The sequence below is a fragment of the Pseudanabaena sp. PCC 6802 genome, assembly GCF_000332175.1.
Classification (GTDB): Bacteria; Cyanobacteriota; Cyanobacteriia; order Pseudanabaenales; family Pseudanabaenaceae; genus PCC-6802.
Genome location: NZ_KB235914.1, coordinates 2,578,901 through 2,594,825, shown reverse-complemented (window position 1 = coordinate 2,594,825; position 15,925 = coordinate 2,578,901). Strand labels below are relative to the sequence as shown.

The following is a 15,925-nucleotide window of genomic DNA, read 5'->3' as shown; positions in this document are numbered from 1 at the left end:
GGTGGCATCAGGCTTGACAGCCCTGCTCTACACTCACATTCCACATGCACCACACCACATCACAAAAATCAATCGCGTAGCGTCATCTTGGTTCGCGGAATGAAGCACACGACAGCCGATAAAGCACGGCACAAAATGCAGCAATGCGGAGCGCAGCGCAGCCAACAAACTAATCGCCCAACAATTATGATCGCGGACACCGCAGCGGAGCGAGGATGGAAGCCAAAAAACAAATCGTGCCCAACCATAAATCGAGAATATCGGGCACGTCCTCAGACATCTGACTATTAAAGGGCGATCCTCTTTGCGGAATGACTGCTGTGCTAGGCTGACGTTTCCTGCGGAATGGAGCGCAGAATAATCGCGGTGGAACCGCGTCCGCTTTTCCCCGTGGGGATGCAAGGGGACAAGCCCAGCGGCTTTAGAGCGATCGCAGTGCTGAATACTTGGAAGCTCTACCAACAAATAAGCTGAGACGGTGCGATCGCTTTAATTGAGGAATGATCGCTCTTTACAAAAGAATCAAGCACGGTCGAATCCGATTAGTCGTGTTTTGATAGTGCTTCTAGGATCGCTTCGTGAAGTTCGATCATCCTGGCTTGATTTTTGGTGGACTGCTCAAATCCACGCGAGATCGCCTCGAATTGTTGTTGCTGAATTCCCTGTGTCTCGGCAATCCGTTGCTGCGTTTCAGCTAGATTTTCCAGGAGTTCCTCAGAGCGCTGTAACTCTTTGGCTAAAAGAGTATTTGTAAAGTCAGCCAGTAGCTTCTGGTCGCGTTCGTCGCGCATCAGTTCTGCCTTCATGGATTGTTCTTTGCCTGCGATCGCTAGTTCGATCTCTTTTTGCCGTAGTGCCCAGCGTTTATCGAGATAGGAAGGCAACCATTTCCCCAGCGCGATCGCAAAAGATACAACCACGAACCCAATTATTCCAATATCCTGCCAGGCATACGGTGATAGGACTGGAAATTGTGGCTGTTGTGGTTGTGGCTGTGTTTGGATCTGAGCGATCATAACTATTTCTCTTTGTCTAGATCTATTTGGCTGGCTGAATAAAAAGCCTTCCCCAGCCGCTTTTACTGCCTTCTACTAGCCACCTTGCCTTGAGCAAGGTTCGGCTGTAGATTGCGCCCTTACCGTTGTAGACATCGCTGGTATAGCCATCATTGCAGTCCCCGTATGGATCGTTGACAATATAGTCACCGTTCTCAGTCCTGCCAATCACAACTATGATGTGACCACCTGTGGGAGCATCTTCAGAACCACGATGCAGGATGGCAATTACAACGGGTAAATTTGCAGCTAAGGATTCATCCAGGTCATCGAAATCCAGGTTTGTGTACCATGCAGACTCAATGCCATAGTTTACTAAGGCGTCTGTCTGAGCTGAGTGATCGGTGGTATCGCCATGAGTCAGCACAATTTGCAAATATTCGTCATCACCTGAGAGATTAGCTCCAAGATACTTAGCTGCCATCGCACAGCTAGAAGAGTTACAGGTTCGATCTGGCTGAGAGTAGTTATCAGTTTGTGCGTAGAAGGGGACATCTAACTCGATCGCAAGTTTATCGACTGGGAAAATGCCTTCATAGGCTTTCCGCCCTGCGGGTCTTGTAGGCTGGTTGTTCAACAGCCTTACTACATCGTCAACTGCCAGGTCAAAGTTGTTGAGATCGCCTTCGATTTTAGGGATGCGATTGGCAAGATTCTGAGCAGCTTGCCGCCGCCATTCCTGAACTTGAGTCATCATAAGTATTTCCTCACAGCGATTGCAATTAAAAGAAACACAATCCCGATCGCGCCAATGTCATGCCAGTTATCTGGCGAGAGAGTTGGAACTTGGATTAGAGTCATCGTAAGCACCTCCATAATTAAGACGGAAAGCGGAAGAATGAAGAGGGAAGTCTGTATTTCTTCGCTCTTCCCTCTTCGTTTTTAGTAATCCTCGTCTTCCGCACATTCATAGTTCTCGTCATCGCCATCGTCCTGAGCATCGATGGCTGAACCCACTAGAGTTGAGGCAACAGAGTCGAGCAGGCTGCGAGCTAACAGGATTCTGTCTGCAATGGACATAGCGATTATTGCCTCTTCGTTTTGAGCCAGAAAGTCATCAAGTGTTGTCACGGGCGCTATCTCCTATGTTTCAACGAGTCGGATGCGAAGTCCTACAACTCCCTGAGCGTGCAGCAGGATGACTACTTGCTCGTGGGTGTAGTTTTTGCGGTTGACTTTGTAGTGCCATGCGGTTGTGGCTATAGTCTTGCTGGCAATGTGGTCGTAAACTGCCTGCCACCTCTGGGCAAACTCTTGCTCTCCCTCACCCATCCAATCCTCGACATGCCGCATCTTGAAGACGCGATCCAGGTCGCGCACCTCACCACTACTGGGCATTCTGTAGGAAAGTCCTCGTGGGGAGATTTCTACAGGGAAGTCTGATTCGGAGGGGTAGAGTAAGCCAGACAAAAGCGATCGCAGCTTTGCCAGGAAATCAGCGTAGGTCATTAGATCCCTCCGCTACCACCAGGGATTGCCACGTTAAAGTTTCCGACCGTAGTAGACGATAGGAAATTGCCCATCAAGTCCGAAACTTGTGCTTCTAGCAGATCGATCTGGTATTGACCGTTTGCGGTGAAGTCCCACACGCCACCAGGAGCACCGACAGCATAGGTGACGATCCGTCCTTTCTTATCGGCAGTAGCTTTGGTTCTTGTCGCTCTGGCAAGTTGGTTGAAACCGTTGGGGCCAGTCACGCGCACATCGAGTTCGCCGAGTTCGCTGTTCTTACCGCCGATAGTAGAGGCTTTGATGCCCACGTCGTCGCTGAACTGGACGGTAAAGTAGTAGGGCTTATCACCAGGAGTGATGATATCGGAGATACTGCCAGGGGAGACAGTAGGGCTGGATTGATCCAGTGGCACAGCTTCAACGCGCTCTTTAAAGGCTTTATCGATTTTGAAGGAGGCAGACCAGCGGGCGGGAACGTTAAATGGTTCGCCAGTGGCAGGACTCGTACCTGTGCGCGGAGCGTTAGGACGCATCGCAAACGTACCGAAACCTTGCAGTTCGACAGGTTGATTGGTTGTTACAGTCTCCACGATCTTTTCAAGTGTGACTTTCAAGAAGCGATCGGCATCGTAGCCGCCGATCTGGAGTTCTTGCGCGATCACATTCGCGAGTTCGAGTTGGTTCATGGGTTGGATGTCTCCAAAATTGCTCTGTGGCTACGAGCTTAGGTGAGGAGACATCGAGAAACCATGACATCTGCACTAGCAGATTCTATGACCTTGCTGTGCGACGCATATCAAAAGTAGCGATCTAGGAGATCGGTACCGCGATCACCCATCTGTTCCAAACGCTGGCGCAGTAGTTTCAGTGCCATTGGTGATGGTTGTACCTTGCGGTTTTCCCAGCGATTGATCGATGCAAAAGTGACTCCTAATTCTGCGGCAAATTGTTCCTGCGTCAGTCCCAAGCGAAAGCGCAACTCTCGTACCAAATGGTTCCCAGAATATTCGCAAGATGATGAAATTAGCTGGGTTCCCCTACTGACTAATTGAATTTCTTGTGTTGCAACCATGATAAAAGTCGAGTCCTAGCACAGATAACTATTATTTTCGCAGAGATAAAAGCATCTGTGCTAATGTTTTCGATCGCCGCTGTAGTCGATTTTAGGAAATTGGTATTATTCACTTTTTATCCCTCATGCTTATTTTAAGGGTAGTCGAACTGTGAAAGTACTACCTTTACCCATCTGGCTCTTTACCTGGATACTACCCTGATGTGCCTGCGCGATCGCCTGCGCAATCGCTAAGCCCAAGCCAGATCCCCCTGTTGCCCTGGAGCGATCGCTAGAAACGCGATAGAAGCGATCGAAGATATGAGGTTGGTCTTGAAGTGCAATGCCAATACCCGTATCATGGACTTGGATGACCGCGTAGCGATCTTCTCGTTTCAGAATCACCTTAACTTGCCCTCCTGGAAGCGTGTACTGAATGGCATTAGTAATCAGATTTGCCACCAGCCGATAGAGCCGTTCCTCATTACCTAAGACTAATAAAGGATAATCTACCTGAATATCTTGACCAAGACTGATTTTCGCCGCGATCGCGATATCTGCAAGTTCTTCTACTAGATCGCCGATTAGATCGTTGAGACAGCAGGACTGGAATTTAATTGGTGGAGATGGCCGATCTTGTTGCTCTTGTCGATCCATGCGAGATAGCAGTAATAAATCCTGCACCAATTGCGATAAACGTCTACTTTGGCGTTCGACTGTCTGTAAAGTGCTATCCGCTTCTGATTCAAGTGATGGAGAAGTGGCAAGCGCCATCTCAACCGCTGCACAAATCACGGCGATTGGAGTACGCAACTCGTGGGCGGCATCAGCCGTAAACTGCTGGATTTGCTGATACGAACTGTAAACGGGACGCATGGCTTTTCCTGCTAGCCACCAACTCGCACCGCCGACAAGAAGCATAGAAATGGGAAGTCCCAGTAGTAAAATCAATTTGAGTGTGGCGAGATGGCGATCGCTTTCTTTGAGCGAGTGACCTACCTGCATGTATCCCCAAGGTTGGTTTTGATTATTTTTAAGCAGGATCGAAACTTGATGGTAGCGATCGTTTTTAGTTTGAAGAGTTTGCCAAGTGGTTGTGTCTAAATTTGTTGGGATGCCTTCTGGCAGATTGCCTGCGATCGCGACAGGATCTCCTGACAGATTCCAAAAGCGAGCATAGTAATTATCTTGCTGGATCGTGCCTAGAATATGCCGCTTGAGATTATTGACTTGGGCACAAGATGCTTTGGAGTTTTCATCTAAGATGCAGAGATTGGGCAATACTCTCTGTACGCTGGCATCTATCAGTCCAGGTTGCTTGAGAATTGGTTCTAGGCTGTCATGTAGGACACCAGAAAGAGATTCCAGCTCTCGATCCTGTGACTGAAAATGGGCATGAGCTACCGTTTGATAAAGCCCTATGCCACAAAGGCTGAGGATTAATCCCATCACAATCGTATAAGAACTCGCCAAGCTCCAGCGAGTAGATGTGAATAAATGATTCTGATTCATGATGGTGGGTTGAGGCGGTAGCCCATACCTGGAATGGTTTCAATTAGCTTGTCATAACCATATTCTCCTAGCTTACGCCGCAATAAACGCACTTGGGCGGCAACGACGTTACTAATAGTTTCGGCATTGATTTCCCAAAGTTGATTCATGAGGCGATCGCGGCTCAGAATTTGATTTGGGTGTCGCATAAAGTATTCGAGTAACTGAAACTCCTTGTTAGTTAGGAATAACGACTGAGGGCGACCGCGATCGTCTTGCACGGTCACAGTTGAAGTGCTGAAGTCCAGTTTCAGGTTGCCGACTTGTAATTGCTGCGGTTGCATCTGTGGCGATCGCCGTTGTAAAGCTCTCAGCCTTGCCAACAGTTCCACGATTTTAAACGGTTTCACCAAATAGTCATCAGCTCCGGCATCGAGTCCTGCGACCTTATCTGCCATGCCATCTTTAGCAGTGAGCATCAGGATTGGCAAGGGATTACCCTGAGCGCGGAGGCGTTGACAGAGTTCGATGCCCGATAAGCCAGGTAATAGCCAGTCAAGGATGGCAAGCGTATACTGAGTGGCTTGACTTTCCAGATATTGCCAAGCGAGATCCCCATCTTGGAACCAGTCAACTATATATTTTTCCTGGTTGAGACTATTTTGGATGATGCGTCCGAGATCTAGTTCATCTTCAACTAATAGAATTTTCATATGAACTTGCAGGAGACTGAGTTGGAAAACTGGCAGACTAAGATTGCGATCCAGGAATATGAACTATCTCTTAAAGCTGAAACGTCCATTCACTTTTTTACCGCCAATATCCAAGAGAATTACTACTTTATATTCACCTGTGGCTTTGGTAGCAAGTAATGCAGTGTAATGCTTTTCCTTGTCATCGTACTTCAGTGTCAAGGTTTCCTTCTTGCCATCAGGCATTTGTACCTGAGCCGTTACCTTTGCTCCTCCCACAGCAGTATGGGTATCACCTTTTTGCAAATAGAAGTCCAGATGCATTCCTTTATCGCTTTTTTCAGGCACAAACTCTAAATGATAGCCCTGCGACTCAACAACTTGACCGCCTTTATTCCCAACAGCTTTCGTCTTGGTGATATTTTCTTGTTGTGTTAGTGATGGGTTAGATGCGATCGCAATTTGCCCGACAGTACCTAAAGTAGTAATGACGATCGCGGCAAATGCTGAAAAGACTTGAGATTTCATAATTTATTCCAAAAATAAGATAGATTTACGCGCTAACTTCATTCAATTTGCCGTCACGTTCAGCAAGCATCTCTTCTTTTTTGGGAATGAGATATTTACCAAACAGTGAGTAAAAAGCTGGCAAAACCAGCAAGGTGAGGGCTGTCGAAGTAAACAACCCGCCAAAACTACAACCGCTATGCGAACTACAACTTAAAGCTAAAGCGCCCATTCACCCTTTCACCCTTAATGTCAGAGAGAATTGCAACTTGATACTCTCCAGGAACTTTAGTTGGCAGTAAAATCGTGTAGTGCTTGCCAGAGGCATCGTATTCTAGATCCAATGACTTTTGAGTGCCATCAGGCAATTTGACTTGTGCTTTTACCTTAGCATCAGCGATCGCTTCATGATTGTCTCCTTTCTGTAAGAAAAAATCGAGATGTACGCCGCTTTCCTCTTTGCCTGTGACTAGTTCCAAATGGTAAGCACCTGACTCGACCACTTGTCCACCTTGCTTAGGTTTGCCTTGCTCTTGGGATTCTGTTTTGGCAGGATCGGGAGATGAACTGGTAGCTGCTTCAGTAGGTTTAGTGGCTGTAGTTGTTGGGGCAGTTGTTTCAACCGAAGTAGGGGTGGAACTACTGGTTTGATTACCACTGCTGCACGCGCCTAGTGCTAGCAAACCCACAATACCCGAACCGATTATGAATAGTTTGAAAGATGGCATCGAATTCACTCCAAATAAAAATAAATGACAAAACTAGATATTTGCTTCTTCTAACTCGATTGATTTAGTCGCAGCGATCGCCTCTGCTTGGGTAGACATCAGATACTTGCCAAATTGGGAATATAAAGCAGGTAAAACAAGCAAGGTTAAGGCTGTAGAGGTAAATAGACCTCCGAAGACTACAACAGCTAGAGGCTGTAGAATCTCCTTCCCTGCTCCTCCACTAATCACTAGTGGAAACATCCCTAAAGCTGAAGAAAGAGCCGTCATCAAGATTGCAGCAAGACGTTCGCTCGATCCCTTGACGATCGTTTCTCGCATAGACATCCCCGCCGCAAGTTTAGCGTCGTAATTATCCACCAATAATAGGCCGTTGCGTGTTGCTACGCCAAATAGGGTAATAAATCCCACCAGAGAAGCAACAGAGATCGCTCCCCCTGTTAACATGATTGAGATTAGTCCGCCAATCAGTGCTAGAGGCAGGTTAATCATAATAGCCAGCGTTGCGGGGATAGTTTTAACGGCAAAGTAAATCAGTACGGTGATAATGATGAAAGCTAGAGCGCCGTAGACAATGAAATTTTGGGTAGCACGTTCCTCCGACTCAAACTGCCCACCATAGACTGGAAAGTAGCCAGAGGGAAATTGCACCTGCTGCTTGATTTTTTCCTTAATCTCATCCACAAGCGATCGCAAGTCCCGTCCAGTAGCATTTGCAGAAACCACAATCAGACGAGAGACATTTTCACGATTGATTGTGTTCGGCCCCGTACCATAGTCAATCTTGGCGACTTGAGCGAGTGGAATCTTCTTGCCGTCAGGTGTATCAACTAGAAGATTGCTGATGGTTTCTAGATCGCGGCGAGACTTTTCTTCTAACCACACGACCATATCAAATACCTGTTGCTTTTCCAGTACTTGGGAGACAACTTTGCCGTTCATTGCTGTTTCGATTGTGTTGGAAAGTTCACCTACGGTTAAACCATAGCGAGCCGCCGCTGTGCGATCGAATTGGATTTGAATCTGCTTGATGGGAATTTGCTGTTCTAATTGCAGATCGACAACGCCAGGAATTGCTTGCATGACCTGCTCTACCTGCTGTCCTAACCTAAGCAGTTCTGATAGATCGGAACCATAAATTTTAACGGCAATACCAGATCGTACACCTGACAGCACCTCATCCATACGGTGGGAGATAAATCCACCCACATTTGCGGCAACCCCAGGAAGTTTCGCAAATTCCTGACGTAGAGTTTCGATTGCCCCTTTACGATCGCGTACTGCTTCCGCACTCAGTTCTATATCCATCTCGGCAAAGTTGACTCCACCAACGTCACTATCGCCTGGAGCGCGGCCCGATCGTAGTTGAATTACCTCGAACCGCTTATCGTCTTTCAATGCACTCGCGATCGAAAAACCAACCTGATTCGTAGCTTCTAAGGAACCACCAGGATAGAGGTTAATGGCATTGATTAGCGATCGCTCTTGAAACTCTGGCAAGAACGATCGCCCTAAGGAAGGTAGAATCACAATCGCCGCTACAAGTGCAGCCGTGGCAAAGAAGATAACCACTTTCGGCCATTGCACAGCAAACATCAAAGCCGGGTGATAGAGGCGTTCCGAGAATCTTGCTACCCATGTTTCATCTGGGGGGAGCTGACGATTTACTAAAAGCAACGCGCATAAAGCAGGGGTAAGGGTTAGTGCTACTAAAGTAGAAGCGAGGATAGACAGAAGGTATGCTAATCCCATCGGTGAGAAGATGCGTCCTTCTACTCCAGAGAGGGAAAAAATCGGTGCAAACACGACGGCAATAATAATTGTAGAGAATAGAACGCTTACCCGCACTTCGATAGAGCCATTAAACACAACTTGCAAAGGGGGTACGGGTGTCCCCGCAATTTGATTTTCGCGCAGTCGGCGATAGACATTTTCCATGTCCACGATCGCATCATCAACTACTGAACCAATTGCCACTGCCAAGCCACCCAGTGTCATCGTATTGATGCCCTCTCCCGCCCAGTTAAGAATCATCACACCCAGAATTAAGGATAAGGGCAAAGCACTGAGAGTAATGATTACGGTTCGCCAGTTCATCAGAAACAGAATTAGAATGACTGAGACAATGATGATGCCATCCCGCAATGCTTCTTCAATATTGGTAATGGAAGCCTCAATAAAGTCTTCTTGACGGAAAGTAACCTTGACTTGAATATCTTTGGGCAGTGCAGTTGCGATCTCCTTCATTGCCTCTTCTACTGCTTTGGTCACAGTTGGTGTGTCGGCACGGGGTTGCTTATTTACAATCAGAACAATTGCTTGCTTACCATTCACAATCGCATCGCCACGCTTAAGGGCTGCCCCAAGCTTTACCTCTGCCACATCTCCCAAAAGAACAGGTTTACCATCTCGCGCCTTGATCGCCGACTTAGCTAAGTCCTGGATAGATTGAATTCTGCCCACACCGCGAATCAGCAATTCTCGATCTGAGGTGGTTAAGAAGCCACCAGGAGCGTTAGAATTTGCTGCTTTTGCCGCTTTTTCAACATCTTCGATTGTGACATCAAATGCCTGTAATTTTTTGGGATCGATGAGTACCTGATATTGCCTGATATCACCGCCGAATACGACAATTTGAGTTACACCTGGCACGGCAAGTAATCGATTTGTCACCTGCCAGTCCACAATGCGTCGCACTTCCATCGAGGGAACTGTATCAGAGGTAAAGCTATATTTCAGAATCACCCCAATCGGAGAACTAATTGGTTGAATTTGCGGTTGCTCCACACCTTCGGGTAACTTGCTCCGTGCTTGCTGCAATCGTTCTGTTACTAATTGCCTTGCCTGGTAAATATCCGTACCCCAGTTAAAAATTACTTTGACAACAGATATCCCCACCGCTGATGAGGAGCGCACCGTCGTCACGCCAGGTGTGCCGTTAATCGCACTTTCGATTGGCAAAGTAACCAGAGATTCAATTTCCTCTGGGGCTAGTCCTTTTGCTTCTGTTTGAATCTCTACCTGCGGCGGTGCAAAGCTAGGGAAAACATCTAGGGGCATCTGCGAAATGACCCGAAAACCCCAGAGACTAACGATAATCGAGATAATTACAACGAGCCAGCGTTGCGCGATCGACCATTTGAGAATGGCATTAAGCATAGCGATCGCTCCTAATTATTTGAGTGACGATCTTCGCGATCGCCATGCTGTACTTCCGAATCAGGTAAATTATGTTGGGAATGAGACTGAGAACGATCGACATAAATATCTGTACTTTTTCCTAAGCCATTAGCACTAATATCCACAGTCGCCAGAGCAGGTTTGGTGCGTCGCCCTAACCAGAATGCTCCTGCGGCGATCGCGCCTCCGATTGGCAAGACTACCCACCAGGGCATCTGACTATTGCCTGGCACTGTTGCCAAATTAGTCTCTGGAGCAGTATCACTCTTAGAATCTTCTGCTTTTTTGCCTCCCCGCAGGGATTGCGCGTAGAGTTGCATCCCCCGCTGCGTTACAACTAAATCCCCCTCAAATAGCCCATCTTTAATTTCGATTAAGTCACCCGATTTGCGACCCAGAGTGATGTTGACAGGCTGGTAGGCATTACCATTTTGGACATAGACGATCTGCTGACCGTTGGCTTCCACAATCGCCGACTGGGGAATGGCTAAGACTGCTTCTGGCGATCGCTCGGTTAGGATCTCTAATTCTGCAAACATCCCTGGCTTCAGCAACCCATTGGCGTTTTCTAACTCTGCTTGGACAGGCACGACGCGACTTTCACCCGTTACAACAGCGCCGATTACAGTAATTTTCCCAGTAAAAGTGCGATCTGGTAATCCAGCTACCTTGATGCGCACTGACTGCCCAACTTTAACCTTGTTTAAATCCTTTTCATAGACATTGGCGGTGGCTAAAACCGCGCTGCTATCCACAATTGTCATCAAGGGTTTACCCGCTTCTTCAACGGATTGTCCCAGCGAAATCTCGCGATCGGCGATCGTGCCGTCAATGGGGGCTTTAATCGCGATCGTGCCGTCGGAATTAGGATTAACACTAAGCTGGCGCAGACGTGCCTCATAGGCAGCATTACTCAGTTGCACCCGAGACTGAGCGCGTTGTTGCTGAGCCTCAGCTTCCATAACCTGCAATCGACTTTCAGCTTTAGTTACTGCGGCCTTCGCTGTGGCTAATTTAGACTCCGATTCTAGCAACTGCCGTTTGGGAATTGCCCCGCGCTCTTGCAGTTCCTTGTCTCGATCGTAGCGCTCCCGATCTATCTTAAGTTCAGTTCTGGCTTGCTCTATGTCTAACGTAGCTATTTGCTTCTGGCGATCGTAGTTTTGCTGCGCTAATCGCAGATCTACCTCAGCTTCCGCCCGCTTTTCGATCGCACTCACCCGCAATTCCCCTAGTTCTGGGCTAGATAGAATTGCCAAAACCTGACCTGCTTTCACCACTGCGCCTGGTTTGACAAATAGCTTCACCACCTTACCTTTGATTGGGGTAGTGACTTCGGCTTTGCGATCGGGCATATGCGCAATTTGCCCCGTGGTTTGAATCCCTAAGGCTAGGCGCTTAGAGGCGACAGGTTCTACTTTGAGTCCCATCCGCTTTGCTGTTTCTGCATCGACGGCGATCGCATCCTTGGATTGCGTGGCTTTATTGCCGCCAAACTCACTACCATGCCCCGCATGGGCAAGTACGCTGACTGGATAGGCGCTAGGAAGAGCTAATAAAGCTAGACTGACTAATGCTCCAGCCACGAAATGCTGCTTGGCGAGGGGGCGGTAATAAGTCATAGTTATTATCCACTGATAAGGTAAAAGGTTAGATTTGCTAGGGCTGAATACAGTTTTTCATAAGGCGATGAAATTGGGATGAAATTTTCGGATCTGTACTTTTGGGGCTACATTGTTCGATTTGTTAGAATAAATGCACTTGAATCCCTCGCTTGAGTTACGTCGTTATGACGACATTTATCAACCCCAAAACTGACTTTGCTTTCAAGAAAATCTTTGGCTCTAAAAAGAGCAAAGATATTCTAATTAGTTTCCTCAATGCCATTCTCTATGAAGAGAAAGAAACTATTCTCGATGTAGAAATTATCGATCCCTACCAGGCTCCACGCATTAAAGGGATGAAAGATTCTTATCTCGATGTCAAAGCCACGATCGCAGGTAATAAAACCGTGATTATTGAAATGCAGGTATTGAATGTGTTGGGGTTTGAAAAACGGGTACTCTACAATGCTGCCAAAGCCTTTTCGATTCAACTGTCTGTTGGGGAAGATTACACATTACTAAATCCTGTGATTGCCCTAACGATAACCGATTTTGAGATGTTTCCAGAGCAAGAACGGATCATCTCCCGTTATCGCCTCAAGGAGAAAGACGATTTGACCGACTACAGCGATGATATTGAGCTAGTGTTTGTGGAGTTGCCTAAATTCAAGCGTGAATTAGATCAGTTGGAAACCCTGACCGATAAATGGTTGTACTTTCTGCGATCTGCTAACAAGCTTCAAACAGCACCACCAAATTTAGATGAGGTGCCAGCACTTCATCACGCTTTTGAGGTCGCGAAGCAAAGTAAACTGAGCAAAAAGGAACTAGAACTATTAGAAAAGCGAGAAATGTTTTTGCATGATAATCGCAACGCAATTTTAAAGGCAAGACAGGATGGTCGAGCTGAAGGTCATGCTGAAGGTCGAGCTGAAGGTGAGCGGGAGAAAGCAATAGCGATCGCCCGCTCCCTTCTTGGTCTACTCGACATCGAAACTATCAGCCAGAAAACTGGTATAGGTATTGCGGAAATTCAGGCACTCTTGTAGAGCTTAGTGACCGTAGGTCTGAATTCGGCCCAGTCCAAATGGGATATTTACACCCCCAACACTGCCAGAAATGGGGAAAAACCATGTCTTAGGATACTTCCATCTAGTATTTACATCTCTCAGGTAAACATCCATATTAGTGCCTACAGCGATCGGCTGTGCAAAAGCCACTGTCGCCGCCTTGCCATTCATAGAGACAGTGGTGTCAATTTTTTGCCCTGACTGAGATTTAACTTCTATCTCGCCAATCGCCACCTCCTCTGGTATATCAATTGTCATCTGCGAAAGAGACCCACCGCCAACGCGGATTTCAAAATGGTAGGTTGGTCTGGGGGCACCTGCATTATTAGGAATCGCACTACTGTGAATAATTTGGGTAGCTTTAGGACTAGACGAAACATCCTCAGCTTGTAAAGCGGGAACCGAAGTTAGAAGTGCTAGTGTAGATACGGTGGCATAAATCAACCTTTTTAACATGTTTCCTCTCAATAATTCACATCATTAACTTGTCGTTTATTAGCATGACAGAGAGGAATGAAATCGTGATGAAATTGGAATATCTAATTTGAACGTATGAGAATATCTATTTAGCTATTGCTCTCTGAAGCGAGGCAAGCGCACGATTATAGTTCAAAATTGCTCTAACACGATTGCCATCTGCCTTAGTCAATTCACTTTGAGCTGTAGATACATCTAACTGAGTACCAACACCAGCCTGAAACCGCAGTCGTGCAAGATCTAAGCTTTCTTGTGCTTGTTTCAAAGCGAGTGCAGCAGTTTGAATATTTTTGGCATTGGTATGCAGATTTTTATAGGCTTTTTCCACCTGAAGACGAATTTGATTGCGCATGTCGGTGAACTTAGTTTCAGCGATCGCCTTATTCACCTCTTCTTGATCGGCGGCAGCTTGTGCCCCACCACCATCAAAAAGATTCCATCGCAGTCTTGCACCAACAGCATAACCATCAACAATTCCCATGCCACTATCTAAACCGTACAAAACTTGATAATTGGCAAATAAACTAATTTGAGGTTTACCGTCGGCAATTGCGGCAAGACGTTGCTGTTCGCTGATTTGGCGTTGTGCGAGTTGCTGTTGCAATTCCACACGCTGTTTATATGCCTGGATAATGCTTTCTTCCAGCGATAGACTCCATTCACCCGCTTTTTGCACGGCATCGGAGGCAGAAACATCGATAGATTGCGAGACATTCAAGATTTGAGCTAGTTGGCGACGAGAGATTTCTTGCTGGGTTTGAGCTTGGGTCAAGTCCTGTTCGGCATTCGCAAGCTGCACTTTAGAACGTAGAATATCAAACTGAGTTCCCGTACCACCTTCTTCTAAAAACACGGAATCCTTGAGACTTTTCTGGGCATTTACTACTGCTGCCTGAGCAATTCTCACTTGTTCGTCTGCTTCTTGTAGATCGTAGTAACCATTCGTCACATCTAAACGAATTTGTTCGCTTAACCGCTGCACATCTAAAAGATCGATACGCAACTTTTCTTCCGCCGCCTTAACTAAAGCTTCTCGTTTACCTGATGTAAAGATGTCATAGCTTGCCTCTAGCGTACTACCGAGAGAATTAAGCGATCGCCTCACTTCTCTATCTTTACGTAAATCTAGAAAAGTCTCCTTGGCAGAGCGATCGCTTTCTAGTTCACCCACGACAGCAATGGTTGGCGAGTTAGCCGCTTGTGCTTGGCGGAGTGCTGCTTGACTGCGTTTTAGGGTTAGCTCGGCTATACGTAGCTCGGTATGATTTTGGCGTGCCAGGTCTAGAGCTTGATTGAGCGTAATCGCTTGGGTTTTCTCAAGCCTGACTTCATCTAGTTTGGTAGGCAGATATAAAGGATCGGGAGCAGGAGAAAGATTGCTTGGTGCTGGATCTTTCTGCGTGTGGCTAGAGTTATTGAGCATAGGCTTAGTTACTGTTTGTGCAGTGACTAGCTTTGCCTCATTAAATATAACTGTGGTACTGACGCCGATCGCTGCTAAGCAGCGAAACATCTTCATGCAATTCAGAAAATAAACGCTCACTGCACATCTACCCAAAAGTCAGCAACGATTATTCTGCCATTGCGATTGAATTGTCCCCAGAGTTTGTATCTACCTGATTGAGGGAATTTAGTCATAAACTCTACTTGTCCATCAGGAGAATTCTTAACAGCATGGGCATGGATGTAGTCTTCTGCTGCGAGTGGGTTAATCTGTCGCAATATAACAAGGTGGCCTCTTTGACCTAAATAGGGCTGTAGGTCTTGAATTGGTCGATTGTTTGCTGCTTGCCGAAGGTTAAACATCACTGTTACTTCCTCCCCCGCTCTGAGCGTTGACTCCGAAAAAGTGAGCTTTGCTTTTGTGTCACCCAGAGTCTTGATGCGATTTAGATGGATCGCTGGAACAGAAGAACTAGCACCTGGAACTTGCAATTTCAGCACAGAGACTACTTCAATTTGTTTGGCAGGCTTATAGTCGCTGAATAGGGTGTAATTTCCAGGTTGAGGAAAACTGGCCTCGACTTCAAAGCGTCCATTCTGCTTGTAGGTAGGGTGAAGATGATCGAAGAACTGGAGATCGTCCCTGACTACAATCAGGTGCATTAATTTTTCCTGAAAAGTATCGAACTTAGAGATCGCTTTCCCCTGCCGATCCCGCACGTCAATCGTTAAGGATACTGGAGTCTTGGGAGCGATATTAGGTGGAGCAGTTAGCTTTGCTTGAATTGAGTTAGCCCTTTTCAGCATCTCTGTCCTGTTCATCTCAACACCATTCATCAAATGTCCTTCATGAGGATTTTTTGATGAAGCAACTGGTGTAGAAGCAGGCGGTGTTTCTTCAGCAGATTTAACTGACGACGAACAACCTTGAGCAAAGATTAGGGTCGCAGATACAGCGGCGGTACCCATCCAGAAAGGAATCGCGGCGGCAAATTTTTTCATTAATGTATGTTTTGAGCTAGACAACCAGTTTGCCTGAATGCTTTTCTAACCAGCACTCTCTCTTAATTTACTGAATGCAGATGAAATCAGGATGAAATTGCCCCAAAAGCTTTTGATTGTCATAAATAATCTTTTAACTAGATGCCATCTATAACAACAGTTAGGCTAAATTA

The 15,925-nt window shown here is 46.6% G+C and carries 17 protein-coding genes; 2 read left to right on the top strand and 15 right to left on the bottom strand.

The window, feature by feature from the left end; translation table 11 throughout:
- The first annotated feature begins 345 nt into the window (after nt 1-345).
- On the top strand, nt 346-474 hold the full coding sequence (locus PSE6802_RS35420) for a hypothetical protein (RefSeq protein WP_263970376.1): 129 nt from the start codon (nt 346-348) through the stop codon (nt 472-474).
- A gap of 68 nt (nt 475-542) precedes the next feature.
- On the opposite strand, the gene PSE6802_RS0117510 is transcribed toward PSE6802_RS35420, so the two are convergent.
- The 12 genes from PSE6802_RS0117510 to PSE6802_RS0117450 form a co-directional block, all read right to left on the bottom strand.
- On the bottom strand, nt 543-1,016 hold the full coding sequence (locus PSE6802_RS0117510) for a hypothetical protein (protein ID WP_019501343.1): 474 nt from the start codon (nt 1,014-1,016) through the stop codon (nt 543-545).
- A 22-nt stretch (nt 1,017-1,038) separates the two neighbouring features.
- Nucleotides 1,039-1,752 carry a C39 family peptidase gene (locus PSE6802_RS29435; protein WP_225902682.1) on the bottom strand — a complete coding sequence of 238 codons (714 nt, stop codon included), beginning with the start codon at nt 1,750-1,752 and terminating at the stop codon, nt 1,039-1,041.
- A gap of 185 nt (nt 1,753-1,937) precedes the next feature.
- A complete protein-coding gene (locus tag PSE6802_RS0117500; RefSeq protein ID WP_019501341.1) occupies nt 1,938-2,126 on the bottom strand; it encodes a hypothetical protein in 189 nt (62 codons plus the stop codon).
- 12 nt (nt 2,127-2,138) lie between these two features.
- Entirely contained in the window at nt 2,139-2,504 is a 366-nt protein-coding gene (locus PSE6802_RS0117495) for a hypothetical protein (protein ID WP_019501340.1), read from the bottom strand.
- A complete protein-coding gene (locus tag PSE6802_RS31255) occupies nt 2,504-3,193 on the bottom strand; it encodes an HU family DNA-binding protein (RefSeq protein ID WP_019501339.1) in 690 nt (229 codons plus the stop codon). Before PSE6802_RS31255 ends, PSE6802_RS0117495 begins: the two co-directional genes overlap by 1 nt.
- A 110-nt stretch (nt 3,194-3,303) precedes the next feature.
- Nucleotides 3,304-3,579, bottom strand: coding sequence for a helix-turn-helix domain-containing protein (locus PSE6802_RS0117485; RefSeq protein WP_019501338.1), 276 nt, complete (start codon nt 3,577-3,579; stop codon nt 3,304-3,306).
- Nucleotides 3,580-3,708: 129 nt separating this feature from the next.
- Nucleotides 3,709-5,070 carry a two-component system sensor histidine kinase RppB gene (gene rppB, locus PSE6802_RS0117480; protein ID WP_019501337.1) on the bottom strand — a complete coding sequence of 454 codons (1,362 nt, stop codon included), beginning with the start codon at nt 5,068-5,070 and terminating at the stop codon, nt 3,709-3,711.
- Nucleotides 5,067-5,762: a two-component system response regulator RppA gene (rppA, locus tag PSE6802_RS0117475; RefSeq protein ID WP_019501336.1), complete on the bottom strand. Its 696-nt coding sequence runs from the start codon at nt 5,760-5,762 to the stop codon at nt 5,067-5,069. The genes rppB and rppA overlap by 4 nt, the downstream gene beginning before the upstream one ends.
- Nucleotides 5,763-5,825: 63 nt before the next feature.
- Nucleotides 5,826-6,269 carry a hypothetical protein gene (locus PSE6802_RS0117470; protein ID WP_019501335.1) on the bottom strand — a complete coding sequence of 148 codons (444 nt, stop codon included), beginning with the start codon at nt 6,267-6,269 and terminating at the stop codon, nt 5,826-5,828.
- 185 nt (nt 6,270-6,454) lie between these two features.
- Nucleotides 6,455-6,976, bottom strand: coding sequence for a copper resistance CopC family protein (locus PSE6802_RS0117460; protein ID WP_019501333.1), 522 nt, complete (start codon nt 6,974-6,976; stop codon nt 6,455-6,457).
- 33 nt (nt 6,977-7,009) lie between these two features.
- On the bottom strand, nt 7,010-10,135 hold the full coding sequence (locus PSE6802_RS0117455; RefSeq protein WP_019501332.1) for an efflux RND transporter permease subunit: 3,126 nt from the start codon (nt 10,133-10,135) through the stop codon (nt 7,010-7,012).
- An 11-nt stretch (nt 10,136-10,146) separates the two neighbouring features.
- Nucleotides 10,147-11,778 (bottom strand): efflux RND transporter periplasmic adaptor subunit, encoded by a 1,632-nt coding sequence (locus PSE6802_RS0117450; RefSeq protein WP_019501331.1) that lies wholly within the window; start codon nt 11,776-11,778, stop codon nt 10,147-10,149.
- A 167-nt stretch (nt 11,779-11,945) separates the two neighbouring features.
- Between PSE6802_RS0117450 and PSE6802_RS0117445 the strand changes: the two genes are divergently transcribed.
- Complete coding sequence (locus PSE6802_RS0117445) at nt 11,946-12,809, top strand: Rpn family recombination-promoting nuclease/putative transposase (RefSeq protein WP_019501330.1); 864 nt, start codon at nt 11,946-11,948, stop codon at nt 12,807-12,809.
- Between the two features lie 3 nt (nt 12,810-12,812).
- Here the strand turns inward: PSE6802_RS0117445 and PSE6802_RS0117440 are convergent, their stop codons facing one another.
- The 3 genes from PSE6802_RS0117440 to PSE6802_RS0117430 all read right to left on the bottom strand — a co-directional run bounded on the left by PSE6802_RS0117440 (nt 12,813) and on the right by PSE6802_RS0117430 (nt 15,752).
- Nucleotides 12,813-13,286, bottom strand: a complete 474-nt coding sequence (locus PSE6802_RS0117440; RefSeq protein WP_019501329.1) for a DUF2808 domain-containing protein — start codon at nt 13,284-13,286, stop codon at nt 12,813-12,815.
- A 106-nt stretch (nt 13,287-13,392) separates the two neighbouring features.
- A complete protein-coding gene (locus PSE6802_RS0117435) occupies nt 13,393-14,826 on the bottom strand; it encodes a TolC family protein (RefSeq protein ID WP_156815574.1) in 1,434 nt (477 codons plus the stop codon).
- Between the two features lie 20 nt (nt 14,827-14,846).
- Entirely contained in the window at nt 14,847-15,752 is a 906-nt protein-coding gene (locus tag PSE6802_RS0117430; protein ID WP_019501327.1) for a hypothetical protein, read from the bottom strand.
- Between the last annotated feature and the right edge of the window lie 173 nt (nt 15,753-15,925).